Source organism: Micromonospora sp. HM5-17 (genome assembly GCF_003762835.1).
Taxonomy (GTDB): domain Bacteria; phylum Actinomycetota; class Actinomycetes; order Mycobacteriales; family Micromonosporaceae; genus Plantactinospora.
This window is the reverse complement of sequence record NZ_RJWA01000007.1, coordinates 249693-268863: the sequence shown is the minus strand read 5'-3', so window position 1 is coordinate 268863 and position 19171 is coordinate 249693. Positions and strand designations below refer to the sequence as shown.

The following is a 19171-nucleotide window of genomic DNA, read 5'->3' as shown; positions in this document are numbered from 1 at the left end:
GTCGCTCCCGCCACCATCCGGAAGGAGAGCCCAGTGAACATCAGCTCGGGCCGCTTCGCGCTCCGCTCGACGTTCGTCGTCCTGGCGGTAGCGGCGCTCGCGGCCGCCGGAGCGGTCACGGTCATCACGAGAACCGCGGTCGCCGAGGCGGCCGCCGATACCGTGCTCGTCGCCGGCGTCGAGGACGACGGCGCCGACTGCCCGGTGACCGTCCCCGGCTCGTTTCCCGCCACCTCCAGGCTGCCCGACCCCTTCCGACGGTTTGACGGCACCCGCATCACCTCCAAGGCAGACTGGCGTTGCCGCCGCGCCGAGACCAGGGAACTGGTGGAACGGTACGTCTACGGCGACAAGCCCGCGAAGCCGGCGAGCGTGACCGGCACGGTCACGAGCAGCAGCATCACCGTCAACGTGTCGCACAACGGCCGGAGCGCCAGCTTCTCGGCGAGCGTGCAGCTGCCGAGCGGTTCCGGCCCCTTCCCGGCCGTCATCGTCGTGGGTGGGTTCGGCGCGGACACCGCCACCATCCGGTCGTCCGGCGCCGCAGTGATCAACTACGACCCCCTCGCCGTGGGGCGCGAGGGCACGCCACGGAACAACAAGCAGGGCGCCTTCTACACCATCTACGGCGCCTCGAGCAGCACCGGGCTGCTCGCCGCCTGGGCCTGGGGCGCGAGCCGCATCATCGACGTCATCGAGCAGTCGGGCGGCACCATCCTGCGGCCGGACATCGGTGTCACCGGGTGTTCGCGATACGGCAAGGGCGCCTTCGCGGTCGGCGTGCTGGACCAGCGCGTCGCGCTGACCATGCCGGTCGAGTCGGGCACCGGCGGGGTTCCCGCGTTCCGCTCCGTCGCCCAGGAGGGTGGCGCCCAGGGGCTGAGCAGCGCGTACTCGGAGCAGCCGTGGCTGGGTGACGCTTTCGGCTCCTACACCGGCAACCCGAGCGCGCTGCCGGTCGACACGCACCAGATGGTGGCGATGGTCGCCCCGCGCGGGCTGTTCATCATGGAGAACCCCCACATCGACTGGCTGGCCGCCCAGTCCGGGAGCGTGGCGGCGCTGGCCGGCGCGGAGGTCTACAAGGCGCTCGGCGCGGGCGACAACATCACCTACTGGTCCGACGTCCAGGACGGCACCCACTGCGCGGCCCGATCCGAATGGCGGACCCCGATGCAGCAGTACATCCAGAAGTTCCTGCTGAAGACGGGCAACGCGACGGGCACCTTCCGAATCTCCAGCCGCAAGCCGGGCAACCTGGCCCAGTGGCGGGACTGGACGACCCCGACCCTCTCCGACGGACCGACGACGCCGCCGACCACCCCGCCGACGACGCCGCCCACCACCCCGCCCACCACCAACCCGACGACGCCGCCCACCACCCCGCCGACCGGTGCCGGTTGCTCGGCCTCGATCTCGGTGCAGTCGTGGACCGGTGGGTTCGTCGCCACGGTGCGGGTCACCGCCGGCTCGTCACCCATCAACGGCTGGACGGTCTCGCTGACGCTGCCGGCCGGTGCCAGCGTGGTGAACGCCTGGAACGCGAACCGTAGCGGAAACACCGGCACCGTGCAGTTCAGCAACGTCAGCTACAACGGGTCCATCGCCCCTGGCCAGTCCACCGAGTTCGGCTTCCAGGGCAGTGGCTCCGGCACGGGTATGACGCCGACCTGCACCGCCAGCTAGCGTCCCGCGCCCGGTTGTTCTCCCGGGCCCGGTGCGGAGTGGTCGCCCGCACCGGGCCCGGCGCGTTTGCGACCGCGGCGCTTGTTCCCGGCCGCGGTGTCGACGGCGAGACCGGTCGCACCGTGGCGGAAAACGGTCAGGCGGGAAGTGGCTACCGGCAGTTAATCTTCTAAACGCCCTGACCGCGCGCACCGAACCATTTGTGCCCCGAACGGCGCGGCGCTCACGCGACGTATCCGACCCCGCGGTCCCCGAACCGCAGGGAGAAGGCAAAAGTTCCATTTTTCCATTCGCGCGCACACATTCTGCACAGACCAATTTTTTGTTATCCGGAATGGACGGAGAATAAATTTCCTCGCTAGTATCACCGCGCCGCCGACCGTCGGACGACGACGATTCGTGGCCCGCGGTCGCGGGCGGGAAGGCCGGCGCCGGCCCGGGATCCGAACCCCCGACGCCGGGAAATGGGACGGAGACGCCCGAGCGCCGGTTCGGACCGCCCGGGGCCGGATCGTGGTCCACCGTGGAACGGGCCACGAACCGCCCGGCGCCGCGGGACCAGGCCGGGTCTGGGCCGTCGGGCGGATGGCGGCAGAACAGTCCGATCAGTAAAGGATGCGAGGAGTGCCGACCATGACCCGAACGGTCATACCCCGGGCGGGCCGGCGTGGCCGGGCCGCCGTCGTGATCGCCGCCGGCCTGACCGTGTTGGCCCCGGTCGCCGTCGCGACGACGGCGTCCGCCGGCACCGGCCCGGACCAGGCCGCGGTCAACTCGGTCGCGGCGGCCGATTCAGCCGCCGATACGCCGTCTCCCCGGGCGACGGCGTACCCGATTCCGTCCGATGCGGTGTTCGTGTCGCCGAGCGGTAGCGACAGTGCGCCCGGCACCGAGGCCCAACCGCTGCGGACCTTGGCCGCCGCGATCGGGAAGGTGCCGGCCGGCGGGACGATCGTCATGCGCGGCGGCGTCTACCGGGAAGGGCTGGGCGGCGTCAACAAGCGGATCACCGTGCAGCCGTACCCGAACGAGAACGTGCAGCTCAAGGGCTCGGACGTGATCACGGCCTGGACCCGCGACGGCAACTACTGGCGGGCGACGTCCTGGACCTCGCCGCTCTGCCAGACCTGCTACCACGAGGACGCCATCGACCCGGATGCTCCGCTGGCCGGCCGGCCCGACCAGGTGTTCCGCAACGGCACGCCGCTGGAGCAGGTGGGCCGGCCGGAGGAGCTGGGACCGGGCAAGTTCTACGTCGACGAGACCACCAAGGCGCTGTACGTGGGTGACAACCCCTCGGGCGCGGTGATCGAGGCGTCGTCCCGGTGGCGCGCCATGCTGCTCAACCCCAGCGCCGCCGGCAGTGTCATCCGCGGTCTCACCTTCACCGAGTACGCGCCGCACTGGAACGAGGACCAGCTCGCGGTGCTGATCGTGAACGCGCCGGACTCGGTGATCGAGAACAACGTCTTCACCCGCAGCGCCGGCCGGTCGCTCGGGGTCTTCAACACCGGAGTCAAGGTCATCGGCAACCAGGTGGTCGACAACGGCGGCGCGGGAGCCAACTTCAACCGGGCGCACAACGTCGTGGTCGAGGGGAACACGTTCAGCCGCAACAACACGGCCGGGTTCGACACCAAGACCTGCGGATCGGTCTGCACGATCGCCGGGCTGAAGATGGCGCACACCGCCAACCCAACCGTGCGGAACAACGTGTTCGCCGACAACAAGGGCACCGGGTACTGGTGCGACCTGGGCTGCACCGACGGGGTGATCACCGGCAACACGGTCGTCAACAACGCCCCCAACGGCATCTACTGGGAGGTCTCGTCCCGGGCCACGATCTCCGACAACCGGATCGAGGGCAACGAGCGGGGCATCAAGGTCTCCGGCTCCGACCACGTGACGATCACCAACAACCGCTTCTCCGGCAACGCCATCCAGCTCGGCGTCTACGACGACCCGCGGTCGCCGTCCAGCGACTCGTACTCGGCGGGCCTCGGGCTCACCTGGGACACCACCGACACGGTGATCACCGCGAACACCATCGCCGGTACGTCGAAGACGACGCTGCTGCTCGAGACGAACCGTACGGCGCAGGTCAACGCCGCCCAGATGATCGGACGGGCGACGGACAACTCCGTCTCGGGTAACCAGACGATCCACTGGTGCCCGTCGAGCACCTGCACCCGCTACACCACCATCGCGGCCTTCGCCTCCGCCACCGGCATCCCGTTCGGGACGGTCACCAGCACGCCGCCGACGAACCACCTGACCGACCCCGGGTTCGAGGCCAACCCGCCGGTCTGGGGCACGTTCGGCCCGGCCACCGTGCTCACCCCGGTCAGCACGGCGCGGACCGGCGCCCAGGCGCTCCAGATCGCCACCACCGGGACTCCCCCGGTGACCGCGGGCGCGACCAGCCCGAGCCCCCAACTCCGGACCGTCGCCGGCCGGACGTACACGGCGTCGTGCTGGGTCCGGTCGGCCAGCCGGATCACCGCCCGGATCCGGGTCCAGGAGTACACCCCGAACTGGCAGGCGGTCACCGGTCCGACCGAGTCGGCGGGGGTGACGCTCGCCGACCCGAACACCTGGTACCAGGTCACCCTGACCCACACCGCCACCACCAGCGACAACCTCCTGCCGCTCAGCGTGTTCTCGCACAACCTCACCCCGGGCGGGCCCACGTTGCTCGTCGACGACTGCACGCTGAACGGCTGACCGCGACCGACCGGTCCACCGCGGCCGGCGGCGGCTGACGAACGTGAGGGCGGGCGGGACACCGCCCGCCCTCACCGACAAGGAGCGACATGAGAACCAGACTTCGCGCGCTCGCCGCGACCGCCCTGGCCGGCTGTCTCGCCGCGGTCCTGCCGGCGGTGCCGGCGGCGGCCGCCGACGTGTTCACCGTGTACATGGCGGCGAACGGTTCCGACGCCAACGACGGGCTGAGCCCGGACCGACCGGTGGCCACCCTGGTCCGGGTTCAGCAGGTGCTGGTCGCGGCCCGGCCCACGGTGGACGTGGAGGTCCGGATCAGGCAGGGGACGTACCAGGCGCCGCCGATGCACGACTGGCGGTTCTACGTTCCCGGGCACACCATCACGTTCCTGCCGATCGACTACGAGTACGGCGAGGGGGTCGACGGCATCGCGGGCCGGCCCATCTTCCGAAACCGACGTAACGCCGACGGCAGCTACCCGCCGGGCTACTGGCTCCAGCCCCGGCTACCCCGGGACCCGGCGGACCCGCTCTACGGCGGAGGCACCTCCGGACTGCGCTTCTACTACCTGCAACTCGAGTACTACTCGGCCGGCGGCATCTCGATCTACGGGGACTCGGAGCGCGACGTCAGCGACGAGCGCTACAACCCGCCGCTACGGGTGGCCGGCAGCGCCGGGCTGAACGGCAACACCATGGTCGGGCTCGTGTTCAGGTACCTGGGCAACAAGTGGACGGGGGGCAGCTCGTACGGCTACGGAGCGATCGTCCTGACCAACTCGTCGCACAACCGGATCGCGAAGAACCACTTCGTGAACGTGGAGAACGCCAGCCCGTACGGCGGCAAGATCCACGGTGTCTACATCACGCACTACAGCTCCTCGAACGACGTGGTCGGCAACGCGTTCAGCTACATCAGCGGCGACCCGGTCAAGATCCGGAACATGAGCAACCACAACAAGGTCGAGGAGAACCGGTTCAACCGGACCGGCCGGAACTCCCACTACCGGGGTGAGTTCTGCGACCGGGCCTGCGCGGTGGCCAACAACATGGACCGGCAGTGCGCCTCGTACCACAACCGGTTCTTCAGCAACACCCTCGGCAGCAACTACGCCAACACCGGCAAGCTGCCAACCTGGTCGCTCAGCCCGGAGGGGCTCACCAACGCGGGCGGGGCGCCGTGCGCGATCCCCGAGGGCGACCAACGGCTGCGGACCGGCTACAACAGCTGACGCTTCCGGCGGTGTACCGTCGTTCCGGGCCCGGTGGCGGGGCCCGGAACGACGGCGACGCGTGTACGGAAAATGTGCGGGCCACTCGCCACACTGGCAGCCGTTCGCGTCCGCGATCTCACGCGTCCGTACCTCCTGTGCCGGACCTCCCGGGTGGGGCCGGAGTCCCGCCCCTCGACGGTGTGACCCCCGATCCGCGCCGGTCGGTCCGGTCCAGCCGTCGAACCCCGGGAGTGGCACGCCATGAATACTCGGTCACGGTTCCGGATGCGGCGTTCCCGCCTCGCCGGCCCGGTGGCGCTGGTCACCGGAGCGTCGTTGGTCGCCACCCTGCTCGGTGGCGTACCGGCGGCGGCAGCGACCGCCTTCGCCTGGAATACCTCGGCTCCGCCGGAGAAATCGGTGCCGGGCCGGAACGCCGAAACCCGCCCGGCGCCCCCGGACCCGGCCGAGGAGTGGGCCGTCCGATCGGCCCCGACGGTGTCCTGGCCGGCGCCGGGCCGGGCCGTCGTCGACCTGACCACGGCGGCCTCGGCCGGGGCACGGGATGGTACCGGCGCGGCCACCACCCGGGAACAGGCCGGCTCGCTGCCGATCTACCTCGGGCCCGCCACGACGGACGGCGACCCGGCGGCGCCGGCCGGAACCCCCGGGGCGGCTGCGACGGCCGAGGCGGACCCGCCAGACCGGGTCGAGGTGGAGCTGTTCGGCCGGAAGGATGACGGGCTGCTGCTCCGGCTTCGCCGCGCCGACGGGCGGTCCGGATCGGGTCGGATCTCGCTGGAGGTGGACTACTCGGGCTTCCGGGACGCGTTCGGCGGCGACTGGGCGACCCGGCTGCGGCTGGTACGGCTGCCAGAGTGCGCCACACAGACCCCGGCCGCGCCAGAGTGCCAGGGTACGCCGGTGGCCACCCACAACAACGGCTCCGGTCGGCTGCACGGCGACGTGCCGGTCGGTGGGACGGAGTCCGGGCTGATCGCGGTCATGGCGGCCGCCGCCGGCACCGCCGGCGACTTCGGGCAGAGCCCGCTCTCCCCGTCGGCGACCTGGCAGATCGGCGGCTCGTCCGGCGACTTCACCTGGCAGTACCCGATGTCGGTGCCGCCGTCGCTGGGCGGGCCGACGCCGGAGCTGAAGCTGGTCTACTCCTCCGGAAGCGTGGACGGCCGTACCAGCGGGACCAACAACCAGCCCTCCTGGGTCGGCGAGGGGTTCGAGTTCACTCCGGGTGGGTACATCGAGCGCCGGTACGTGCCCTGCTCGTTGGACATGAAGAACGGCGCCAACAACACCAGGAAGACCGGCGACCTCTGCTGGGGCACCGACAACGTCACCCTGGTCCTGAACGGCCGCGGCGGCGAGCTGCTGTACAACAGCGAGACGGGGCGCTGGCACCTGCGCAACGACGACGGGTCAAGAATCGAGCGCCGTACGGACCCCAGCCTCGACAACGGCGACAACGACGGCGAGTACTGGGTGGTCACCACCCGGGACGGCGTGCAGTACCACTTCGGCCGTAACAAGCTCCCCATCAACCCGAACGCCCAGACCCTGTCCACGTGGACGGTGCCGGTCTTCGGTAACCACGCCGGCGAGCCGTGCCACGCGTCGTCGTTCGACGCGTCGCACTGCCAGCAGGCGTGGCGGTGGAACCTGGACTACGTCGTCGACCCGCACGGCAACACCGCCAGCTTCTACTACCAGCAGGAGACGAACCGCTACGCCCGGAACCTGACCGCGAGCAAGGTCTCCACCTACGTCCGCGGCGGCTACCTGGACCACATCGAGTACGGCCAGCGCACCGACGGCGGCTCCACCTCGCCGTGGGTCGGCCGGGTGAATTTCGAGGCCGTCGACCGCTGCATCCCGAACACCACCTGCACCCGGTCGGCGCCGGCCAACTGGCCGGACGTGCCCTGGGACCAGGAGTGCACCAGCACCACCAACTGCAACAACAAGTTCACCCCCACGTTCTGGACGCAGAAGCGTCTGAAGAAGGTCACCACCCAGGTCTGGGGCGGCAACGGGCCGCGCGACGTGGACTCCTGGGAGTTCGTCCACACCTTCCCGGACCCGCGGGACGGGACGAAGCCGCGGCTCTTCCTGGATGCGATCCGGCACAGCGGTCTGGTGAACGGCAGGCAGGACCTGCCCGACGTGGAATTCGAAGGCAAGCCGCTGAACAACCGGGTGGACGGCAACGACTTCATCCCGCCGATGAACTGGTGGCGGGTGGAGACGATCCGTTCCGAGAGCGGCAACGAGATCACGGTCACCTACTCGGAGCCGGAGTGCTCCTACCAGTCCAACCTGCCGGCGCCGGACACCAACGACAAGCTCTGCCATCCCGTGCGGTGGACGCCGGAGGGGTTGAGCGAGCGGACCGACTGGTTCAACAAGTACGTGGTCACCAAGGTCGTGGAGAGCGATCGGACCAACGGCTTTGCCCAGGAGGTCTCCGAGGTCGAGTACGTGGGCAAGCCGGCCTGGCGGCACGACGAGGAGGACGGGCTGGTCCCGGAGAGCCGCAAGACGTGGAGCCAGTGGCGGGGCTACGAGCGGGTCCGCATCCGCAAGGGGGCGGCGGGCCAGGTCCGGTCGCTGACCGAGCTGGTCTACTTCCGGGGCATGGACGGCGACAAGACCGCCAAGGAGGGCGTCTTCAAGCGGGTCGACGTCGTCGACTCGAACGAGACGCCGTGGCCGGACAGCAACCCGTACGCGGGCATGCTCCGTGAGCAGATCACCTACACCGCCGACGGCGGCACTATCCTGTCCCGGTCCATCACCGACCCGTGGATGTCCGAGGCGACCGCCACCCGGGTCCGGCCGTGGGGCACCACCACGGCGCACAACGTGCAGCAGAAGCGGCTGGTGCAGGGCGAGACGAGCGGCGGCCGGTGGCGGGAGACCGCGACCGAACACGAGTACGACGACGACGGCACCCTGCTGACGCAGCTGCACCTGGGCGACCTGGCCGACCCGTCCGACGACAGCTGCACCCACTACACCTACGCGCGGAACACGACGGCGTGGCTCATGGAGGTGGTCGCCCAGAAGCGCACGGTGGTGGGCGACTGCGACCGCGAACCGACCTCGGAGAAGGACATCATCTCGGACGAGCGGTTCTACTACGACGGCAACGACACCCTCGGCGCCCCGCCGGAACGGGGCATCCTCACCCGGCGGGAGGAGTTCTCCGGCTGGTCCAACGGCGCCCCGACCTACCTGACCACGCTGCGGGCCCGGTACGACGCGCACGGGCGACTCACCGAGCGGATCGACGCGCTCGGCGCGCGGGAGACGATCTCCTACAGCCCGGCCACCGGCCCCACCACCCGGGTCACCTCGACCAACCACCTCAACCAGACCACCACGACGGAACTGGAGCCGGCCTGGGGCAGCGAGCTCTCGGTCACCGCGCCGAACGGCGCGCGCAGCGTGGCCGAGTACGACCCGCTCGGCCGGGTCGTCCGGACCTGGCTGCCGGGCCGGACCCCGGGCAAGGATTCGCCCAACGCCACGTACGAGTACCAGACCCGCAACGACGGGCCGAACGTGGTGACCGTCCGCACGCTGGAGTCCGACGGCTCCTACCGTACGGAGTACCAGCTCCTGGACGGGAAGATGCGGCTGCGTCAGACCCAGGCGCCCTCGCCGAGCGGCGGCCGGATCATCACCGACATCGAGTACGACTCCCGGGGTCTGAAGGTGCGGGAGAGCGGGCCCTACTACAACGACGCCCCGCCGGGTGACACCCTGTTCGTTCCGGACCATGCGCTGCTCCCCGCCCAGACCCTGACCGTCTTCGACGGCGCCGACCGTCCCACCGCGGAGATCTTCCTGGTCTACGGGGTGGAGAAGTGGCGGACCAGCCACGTCCACGAGGTCGACCGGCAGCACACCACGCCGCCGGCCGGGCAGACCCCGACGACCCGGATCCTGGACGTCGAGGGCCGGCTCGTGGAACTGCGCCAGTACAAGGGCAGCACCACCAGCGGCGAGTACGACGCCACGCGGTACACCTACAACCGGCACGGCCAGCCGGAGACGGTCACCGACGCCGCCGGCAACGTCTGGCGGTTCCACTACGACGCGCGGGGGCGCAAGATCCGCGTCGAGGACCCGGACCAGGGTGTCACGACGTACACCTACAACGACCGCAACGACCTCGTCAGCGAGACCGACGCCCGCGGTGTGACGCTCTGGTACGAGTACGACATGCTCGGCCGGAAGACGGCGCTGCGGCAGGGATCGGCGACCGGACCGAAGCTCGCCGAGTGGACCTACGACGTGCTGGTCGACGGCACCCCCGTCCCCGGTCTCCAGGCCACCGCGACGCGGTACGTCGACGGTGCCGCGTACACCACGGCGATCACCGGGTACGACGCGGGCAACCGGGTCACCTCCCGGACCGTCACCATCCCGGAGCGGGAGGGTGCGCTCGCCGGCACCTACACGTTCCGCACCAGCTACCGCCCGGACGGCACGGTCGAGACGGCCACGCTGCCCGGCGGTGGCGGGCTGCCGACGGAGACGCTGCGGTACGGCTACAACGCGCTCGGCATGCCGACCACCCTCTCCGGCGCGACGAGCTACGTCACCGAGACCATCTACTCGCCGTACGGGGACGAGGAGGAGATCACCCTCTCCGCAGGCGGCAAGTCGGTGCGCCGCTCGTTCCGGTACGAGGCCGGCACGCGCCGGCTCTCGCTCGCGGAGACCCGGCGGGAGACCGGCCCGCAGCTCATCTCCAGCGTGGCGTACTCCTACGACCCGGGCGGGAACGTGACCCGGATCAGCGACACCCCGGACCCGGCGACCGGGATCGCCGCGGACACCCAGTGCTTCCGGCACGACTACCTGCGCCGGCTCGTCGAGGCGTGGACGCCGGCCTCCGGGGACTGCGCGGCGGCGCCCACGGCCGCCGGGCTGGGCGGTCCGGCCCCGTACTGGCACTCGTGGACCTTCGACAAGCTGGGCAACCGGCTTTCCGAGACCCGGACCTCCGCGGACGGGTCCCGGACGACGAGCACCTACGCCTACAACCCGGCCGGTCAGGCCCAGCCGCACGCGCTGCTCTCGGTGACCACCGCCACCCCCGACGGCACCCGGGTCGACGAGTACGACTACGACGACGCCGGTAACCTGACCCGCCGGGTCCGCGCCGGGGTCGAGCAGACCCTGGAGTGGGACGCGGAGGGTCGGCTGGCGAAGGTGACCGAGAACGGCCGGGTCACCTCGTACGTCTACGACGCGGCGGGTGACCGGCTGATCCGCCGTGACCCGACGGGCACCACGCTCTACCTCGGGGAGACCCAGCTCAAGCTCGACACCTCGGGCAGGGTCACCGGCCTGCGCTACTACACCCACGACGACCGTGTGGTGGCGATGCGCAACGGCCAGACCGGCAAGGTCACCTGGCTGGTCTCGGACCACCACGGCACGGCGGAGCTGGCGGTCGACGAGTCGACCCAGAGCGTCACGCGGCAGCGCCGGGATCCGTACGGCGGCACCCGGGGACCGGGCGATCCCGCCCTCGCCGGCGACCGGGGCTTCGTCGGCGGCATCAACGACCCCTCCACCGGCCTGACCCACCTCGGCGCCCGGGAGTACGACCCGACGACCGGACGGTTCATCTCGGTGGACCCGGAGATCAGCTACGACGACCCGCAGCACCTGCACGGCTACGCGTACGCCAACAACAGCCCGGTCAGCTTCACCGACCCTGACGGCCGGGCGTACGTCACCAAGCGGGTGGTCAGCTACAAGACGGTGTACCGGACGGTGATCAAGAAGGTCACCCGGATGGTACGGGTGCTGGTCACCATGTGGGTGCTGGTGTTCACCCTGACCGCGCTCGGGATCCTCATGCCGATGTTCGCGCCGGTCTTCTTCTACGTCACGAAGATCATCGTCCGGTACATCAAGGTCCTGCAAAAAGAGATCGTCAAGACGGTCCGGCTGATCCGGGTCTGGGTGAAGGATCCCGACCGCAAGAACACATCGAACCTGCGCAAACTCGGCGACAGGATCGACAAGCTGCTGCGGGATGCCGAGCAGTTCATCCGGACGTCGCAGCTGGCCAGCCGGCTCGCGGCACGTCTGCTGCTCAGCGCCATCTGGAATGGCCGACTGATCGGCGCCCAGAAGGAAATCGGATTCCTGGCGCGGTTCGGCTCGCCGTTGAACTTCATCATCAACCGGGTGACCTCCTACTCACTGGGTAAGGGGGTGGACTGGATCACCCGGCTCACCGGCGGCCAGTGCAGCACCCAGCACGGCATGCGGGTCTGCTGGGGCGGCATCGTCCCGTACGGCAACGGCGGCACCACCTACGGCGACACGTTCCGTTCGAAGGACGGGGACGTCGACCGGGACCTGATCGCGCACGAGAAGGTGCATCGCCGGCAGTGGCGGCGCTACGGTGCCTCCTTCGCCATCATGTACGGGCTGGAGGCCCTGCGCACCGGCGGCAACGAGTGCCGGAACAGGTACGAGAACGAGGCCGGCCTCGCGAAGGGGCACTACAACAGTTGTCTGTGATAACGATGGACACCCGGATTCCGCGGACCCGGCACCGTCGCCGGACGGTGCCGGGCCGCGGCCGGCGGCGGGCCGCCGTCGTCCTGCTGTGGCTGTGCTGCCTCAGCCAGACGGCCGCGCACTGCGGCGGCGGCCAGGTCGAGGACGTGTTCGGGTACGTCGAGATCGACGGTCGGACGGCGGTCTACACGCCGCTCTGCCCGGGTGACGAGGTGCGGGGCGTGCGGGTCTACGCGGCGCCGGATCCGGAACGTGGCGGCGACTTCGTGCCGCTGTGGGAGGCCGAGGGGCCGACCACCGACGCCGTCCGGCAGGGGTTGTTCGTCCTCGGCGACGACAGCCAGTTCCAGACGGTGACCCGGCCGGCACCGGCCGACTTCCCGCGCCGGCTGTCGGTGCACGCGGACACCGCGCGCGGCTGGAGCCCCGGCGAGGCGCGGGAGCGACCGGCCGACCTGCCTCGGTATCCGGCCGGTACGCCGCTGGCGGAGCTGACCTTCGACACGGTGCAGGGTCCCCGGTCGGCCCGTCAGCTCCAGGAGGCGCTGGAGCGGCAGGGCGCCTGCCCGCCGGCCGACTGACCTGTCGCCCGGAACCGGGCGGCGCTCACGCGACGCGTCCGACCGTGCGGGCCGCACGGGGAGGGTCGGCACCCGGCGAGGTGGAGAGGGCACGCCGGCCCGGGACGCGCCATCGGGCCGGGAACCTGACGGTTCCCGGCCCGATTCCGTTGCTCCCCCGTGTCGGCGCCGCGGCGCTAGCCCTTGATCCAGTTACCGAGTTCCCAGGCGCCCTTGGCGGCGTCCTTCAGGAACAGTCCGGCGTCGGTACCGTTGATGCTCGCCTCCGCGGCCTCGCCCCGAGCCACCGCCCGGTCGGCCGCGGCGATCCGGGCCGCCCGGTCCGGTACGTTCGGCGCCAGTGCGCGCGCCGCGCTCTGGTTGATCCGGGCCGCATCCATGCCGGTCTTGGCGACCCGGCCCAACCCGAAGGTGACCAACCCGAAGCCCTCGAATGCCGCCTCGCCGTAGTTGCCGTCCTTGGCGGCGAGGGTCATGTCGACCAGCGTCATCCCGGCCGCTGCCGCGCCGCAGATGGCGCAGCCGACCATCGCGGCGGCGCTGAGCCCGAGTTTGGCCGCTTTCCAGATCGCCCCGTCGGGCTGGACGTTCTTCAGGGTCCAGCGTGCGGCCACCAGTGACGCGTCCGCCACGGCCTTGGCTGCCCGTGCGGCCGCCTGTCTGGCCTGCCGCAACGCCTTGACCGCCCGGTCCCGCGCCCGTTTGGCCGCCGCCTTGGCCTCGTTCCACTTCTTGGTGACCTTCTTGGCCACCCTCTTGACGAGGCGTTTGGCCGCGGTCCTGATCTTCTTCTTGATCTTGACGATCTGCTTCTGGATCTTCTTGACCTTGCGGACGACCTTCTTCCTGATCTTCTTCAGCTTGGTGACCGTCTTCTTGATCTTGTCCTTGACGATGGTCACCGGCACCGGGATGTGGTGCGTCACGTGGTGCACGACCTTGTGCACCACCGTCCGCACCACGGTCTTGGAGAAGACCCGGGTGATGAAGCCCCACTGGCCGTCCGGGTCGGCGTACGTCACCGGGCTGTTGTTGGCGTACGCGTAGCCGTTGGTCTGCTGGGGATCGGTGAAGTCGATCACCGGGTCGACCGAGATGAACCGACCCAGGGTGGGGTCGTACTCCCGGGCACCGATGTGGATCAGGCCGGTCCGGTCGCTGGTGCCGCCGACGAAGGACCGCTGCCCGGGCCAGTAGTCCGGCGCCGGCCCGCGCAGCTCGCCGTACGGGGTGTGTCGGCGCCGGTGCACCTGCTGCGTGGTCGCGTCGATCGCGATCTCCGGCGTGCCGTGGTGGTCCAGGGCCAGCCAGTGCAGCTTGTTGTCGGCCGAGGTGCGCACCGCGATCGTCCGCCCGGCGAACTGGTAGTACCGGGTGCCGGTGACCACGCCACCGGTGCTCAGGTGGAGTTCGGTGTCACCGAGGTAGAGGGTGGTACCGGTGGAGTCCCGCCGGATCAGCCGCTCCCCGTCGGCGTCGTAGACGTAGCTCGTGGTCTCCGCACCGGTGGTGCCGGCGAGCCGACCCTCGGCGTCCCAGATCAGCCGCAGCGTGCTGTCGCCCTTGCTCCGGGTGACGGTGTTGCCGGTGGCGTCGTACTCGTAGCTGTCGGTGCGGGTGCCGCCCGGCCCGGTGGTGGTGCTGCCCTGCACCGCGTGCGGCTGCGCCGACCCCGGGGTCGGATAGCGGTAGGTGCTGGTGGTGGTGGCGCCATTCGCCTCGGTCCGGGTCTCGGAGAGCCGGTTGCCGGTCTTGTCGAAGGTCCAGGCGTGCCAGTACGGCGCCGGCCCGCCCAGCCCCGCGGCCGACGGCGCCGCGGCGCAGTCGCCCGAGGCGGGCGTCCACGCCTCCGTGAGCCGACGCAGGTAGTCCTGCCGGAAACACTGCGTCTCCGGCCCGCCTCCGGCGTCCGGGCCCGCCCGGTCGGCGATCCGGGTGACGTTGCCGGCCGCGTCGTAGGTGTAGTTGAGGTCGGCCAGCTGGACCGGTGCGGTCTCCCGCTCGACGACCGCCCGGCTCAGCCGGTGCGTGCCGCGCTCGTACTCGTAGCTCGACGTCACCCACTTCCCGCCCGCGGACAGCCGGAGCTGGGCCAGCTCCCCGTACGAGGTGTAGCCCGTCCTGGTCACGTACGGGGTGTGACCGGTCAGGGTGGACGGCAGCCCCAGGGCGTCGTACCCGAACCGGAGCTGCTCGGCCGGCAGGCCGCCGGCGGCCGGCAGGCCCAGCGTCGCCACCTCGCCGTCGGCGTGGTACGTGGTGCTGAACCGGTAGGTGCCGGCCAGGGCGCCCTCGCTGGCCGGAATCGTGTACGTGGTGCCGGTCGGCCGCCCGGCGGCGTCGTACCCGGCGACCGCGGTGACGTAGGCGTTGCCGTCGACGTACCGGGTCGAGGCGACCTGCTGGCCCCGGGCCGGCGTGCCGTCCGGCAGCACGTCGTAGGTCCACTCGGCCCGCTTCGGCCCGGCGAGCGAGCCCTCGTGAATGGCGGTCAGCCGGCCGAGCGCGTCGTACGCGTAGGCCAGCGTCACGCCCCGGGCGTCCCGCGCGGTGACCTTCTCGTCGGCGTCGTTGTAGGTGAACTCGGTGACGCCCCGGTCCGGGTCCTCCGCACGCACCATCCGGCCGCGCAGGTCGTAGGCGTACCGCCAGACGTTGCCCGCCGGGTCGGTGACGGTCTCCATCTGGCCGCGCTTGGTGTACGTGTACCGGGTCACGTCGTACGGCCCGGTCGGCGAGTCGCCGTGGTACTGGCGCAGCTCGACCAGCCGGCCCTCGTTGTCCATCAGCCGCGTGGTCGGGGTCTCCCCGTCCGGCGGGTCGATGTCGTGCCGGTTGTGCCCGTAGGTGTGCGTGGTACGCCACCGCTCCACCCCGCCGACCTTGAAGATCTCCGCCACCGGCCGCTCCGCGTGGTCGTAGATGGTGACGGTCTGGGCGGGCAGCAGCGCCTCGTCCGGGATGACCACCTCCGGGCCGGGCGGTGCGTCGTTCAGGTACGGACCGTTCTCCTTGATCTCCAGCCCGCGCGAGTCGTAGATGGTGTCGGTGACGATCCGCCCGCCTCCCGGCGCCGGCTCCTGCTTCTGCCGGGGCCGCATGAACCCGTCGTACAGCTCGTACTCGGTCTCGTAGCTGCCGTCGGGCTGCAACGTCCGGATCGTGACCGCGTTGGCGCCGGTGGTCCGGGTCAGATAGCTGAACTCGGCGCTCGGTGAGTCGGTCGCCGGGTCCCGGCCCGGTTGCCAGACCTTGGTCAGCCGACCCAACGGGTCGTACCGGGTCACCGTGCTCCGCCCGTTCGGGTCGGTGACCCGCAGCTCCTCGCCCCAGGCCGGCTCCAACGTGGTCGTGGTGACGTGGCCGAGCTGGTTGGTGGTGGAGACCGCGGTCACCGGCCCGCCGGTGGCCGGGGTGTAGCTGGTGGTGCTCCGCCCGCCCTGCACGTCGATGTGCTCGACCTGCCGGCCGTGGACGTCGTAGCGGGCCCGGGAGGTGGTGATGAAGGTGGGGGCGCCGTTCGCCCATCCGGAGAGCTCGTCCTTGCGGGTGATGTCACCGTGCACCGGCGTGGCGTCGAGCGTGCTGGCGCCGTCGTAGTAGAACCGCTCGTCGCCGAGCAGGTCCTCCGGGTACGACGGGGTCTTGTCGCAGCTCACCCCGAGGGTCTCCACCCGGGCCGGCAGGTCCATCAGCCACGCGTCTTCGTTGCTGACGTAGGTGTACCGGGTGCAGACGTCGTCGTTCGGGTCAGCCAGGTCGTTGAAGTCCGTCGAGTGGAGCAGCCGTCCGGCCACGTCGTAGACGTTGTCCGAGCCGGACTCCTGCCAGCCGCCGCCGGTCCTCGCCTCCGCCTGCCGGACCCTGGCCTCCTCGACCTGGTACGCCTTGGTGGTGCCCCAGCTCCGGGTCCGGGTCGCGGTCGGGTCGGAGATCCACGGGTCGGTGATCGACCGTTCCAGGATCTCCCCGGTGGCGTCGTAGGTGATGTGTTCCCGTTCGGTCCCGGCCAGCGGGTCGGAGTCGGGCAGCGGGGTGCCCGTGGAGTCGTAGACCATCACCTTCTTGGTCCCGCCGGAGGCGGTCCGGTCGCCGTCCATGCCGCGGAAATAGACCGACTCGGTGACCGTCTTCACCTCGTTGGCCGTGCCCTTGATCGTCCTGACCTTGCCGTAACCGCGCCACTGCGACCAGGTCTTACGCTCGGCCGGGACCAGGCCGTCCTCCTCGTCGTGCCGCCAGGCGGGATCGGTGAGGTACTCCACCGTGGTCACCTCGGGCTCCAGCCCGGTGATCCGGTCGGTCTCGGTGATCTTGGTGACCACATACTTGTGGAACCAGTCCTGGCGCTCGGTGAGCTGTCCCTCCGGGGTCCAGCGCAACGGGTGGCAGCGCATACCGTTGCTGTCCGGCGTCGGCAGCCGGTCCGGCGCCACGCACTCGGCCGGCGAGTAGTCGACCGCCACCTCGCCACCGGAGTCGAGCTCGACCTTGACCAGGCGGAACCAGTTCATCGGCGGGATGCCCCCGTCGATTCCGTCCACCCGGTTGTTGAGCCGCTTGCCCGTGAACCGGACCTCGGGGTCGCTGGCCGTGCCGCCGACGTGGCCGACGTGCCGGAGGCTGTCGAGCCAGAGACCGGCCCGGGTGCCGTCGCCCGGGCTGGGAAACTCGTGCGTCAGCTCCCACGACTCGACGTTCTGGAACGTCGAGCCGACGCGCACCTGGGTGACCACCTTCGCCAGCCGCTTCTGCGTCCAGAACGTCGGGGTGTGCTTGTTGGGGCAGCTCGTGCTGCTGGTGCAGGACTGGTCCCACGGCACGTCCGGCCAGTCGGCGGGCTTGGACGGGGTGCAGGTCGTGCCCGGAATGCACCGGTCGGCCACGACCAGGTCAACCCGGGCGACGGGGGGCGTGACCACGGTGCCGTCGTCGACCCGCTGCCCGTAGTCGATCCGGTCCAGCCAGCCGCCCCGGTGGTACGTGGAGACCTTCGACGCCGACAGGTTGCGGCCGTACCGGTTCGTCTCGCGCTGGTAGTAGAGGGTCATCGCGTTGCCGTGCACGTCGACCACGTAGTCGAGATTCCACCGCCAGGCCTGGTCGCAGTACGACGTGTCAAAGGTCGACTTGCGGCACGGCTCGCCGGCGTGGTTGCCGTACACCGGCACGGTCCAGGTGGAGTTCGACACCTCGCCGCCGGGGACGTCGTGCAGCCCGAAGTAGAACTGGGTGCCGTCCCGGGTGGTGATCCGCCAGTACTCGCCGTCGTTGTCGCCGTTCGACGCGCCGGTCATCCGCTCCACCCGGGAACCGTCGTCGACCCGGGGACGCCACCTCCCGGTGGCGTCGTCGCGGATCAGCTCACCGCCCTTGCCGTTGAGTGAGAAGACGGCGTTGTCGGTGGCCCAGCAGAGGTCGCCGGTCTTGCGTCCGCTGTTGTTGCCGCCCGACGTGTCGGTGCCGCAGCTGGTGTAGCGGCGCTCGATGTAGCCGCCCGGGTTGAAGTCGAAGCCCTCACCGACCCACGAGGGCTGGTTGTTGGTGGCCGAGGTACGCCCGTCGACCGTGCCGCTGGAGTACGCCAGCTCCAGCTCCGGTTCCGGACCCCCGACCGCGGGCGGGGTGTCCATCGGGTACCTCCAGGTGAAGTCGCCGGAGGACCCGCCGACCGCCCAGGTCGACGAGGGCGCCAGCGGCGACGCCCGGAGGTCACCCGCGCCGGAGGAGGCCGCCGCGACCACCGCGTACAGTCCGCCGTCGGTGGGTCGCGCCCCGGCGGCCAGGGTGCCGGGTACGGTGACCTCGGCGCTCAGCCGTCCGGAGCCGTCGTTGCGGGTCGCCACCGGGGTGCCGACGCACTCCGTCCGCTCCGGGGTGGTCAGGGCGCAGGCCGGCAGCTTCAGCAGCCGGAGCCGCACCGCCCAGTCCGCTCCGTACGCGTCCCGGAAGCCGGAGTAGTCCACCTCCAGCGACACCCGGCCGTCGCGGGCCACCCCGTCGGTCCGGCGTACGTCGAGCAGCAGCCCGTCGAGATACCGATCCTTGAGTTCCACCCGGACCCGGCCGGGTGTCGAGGCGGCGGCTCGTTCCCCGGACGCGGTCGCGCCCTCGACCGGCGCCACCCGGATCGGCAGCGAGCCGGCGGTGCCGGCCACGGCCCGCCGCGTCCCGGTGTCCAGCACCACCTCCGTGGCGCCCGGAGTCGGCCAGGTCACCGTCGGGGTGGCCCGCAGCGCCAGCTGCTCGGCCGGGTCGGGTTCGGGCTCGGGCACGGTCACGCTCCGCACCGGCACGGATCGCTCGGCGCGGGGTTTCCACAGGTCCTCCTCGGCCGGTCGCGCCGACACGGGCGCGTCCGTCATGGTGACGACCAACACCAGGCTCAGCGCCGGCACC

General features: G+C 70.8%; 6 protein-coding genes. 5 read left to right on the top strand and 1 reads right to left on the bottom strand.

Annotated elements, in window-relative coordinates:
* Nucleotides 1-33 precede the first annotated feature (33 nt).
* From EF879_RS28285 to EF879_RS20785, 5 genes are all read left to right on the top strand, one after another.
* Entirely contained in the window at nucleotides 34-1686 is a 1653-nt protein-coding gene (locus EF879_RS28285) for a cellulose binding domain-containing protein (protein WP_233604631.1), read from the top strand.
* Between the two features lie 633 nt (nucleotides 1687-2319).
* On the top strand, nucleotides 2320-4410 hold the full coding sequence (locus tag EF879_RS20800) for a right-handed parallel beta-helix repeat-containing protein (protein ID WP_148086497.1): 2091 nt from the start codon (nucleotides 2320-2322) through the stop codon (nucleotides 4408-4410).
* A gap of 89 nt (nucleotides 4411-4499) precedes the next feature.
* Entirely contained in the window at nucleotides 4500-5642 is a 1143-nt protein-coding gene (locus EF879_RS20795; protein WP_123561125.1) for a hypothetical protein, read from the top strand.
* Between the two features lie 267 nt (nucleotides 5643-5909).
* On the top strand, nucleotides 5910-12191 hold the full coding sequence (locus tag EF879_RS20790) for an RHS repeat-associated core domain-containing protein (protein WP_123561124.1): 6282 nt from the start codon (nucleotides 5910-5912) through the stop codon (nucleotides 12189-12191).
* Nucleotides 12188-12772, top strand: a complete 585-nt coding sequence (locus EF879_RS20785) for a hypothetical protein (RefSeq protein ID WP_148086496.1) — start codon at nucleotides 12188-12190, stop codon at nucleotides 12770-12772. Before EF879_RS20790 ends, EF879_RS20785 begins: the two co-directional genes overlap by 4 nt.
* Nucleotides 12773-12948: 176 nt before the next feature.
* On the opposite strand, the gene EF879_RS20780 is transcribed toward EF879_RS20785, so the two are convergent.
* Complete coding sequence (locus tag EF879_RS20780; protein WP_233604630.1) at nucleotides 12949-19137, bottom strand: RHS repeat-associated core domain-containing protein; 6189 nt, start codon at nucleotides 19135-19137, stop codon at nucleotides 12949-12951.
* Nucleotides 19138-19171: the final 34 nt, after the last annotated feature.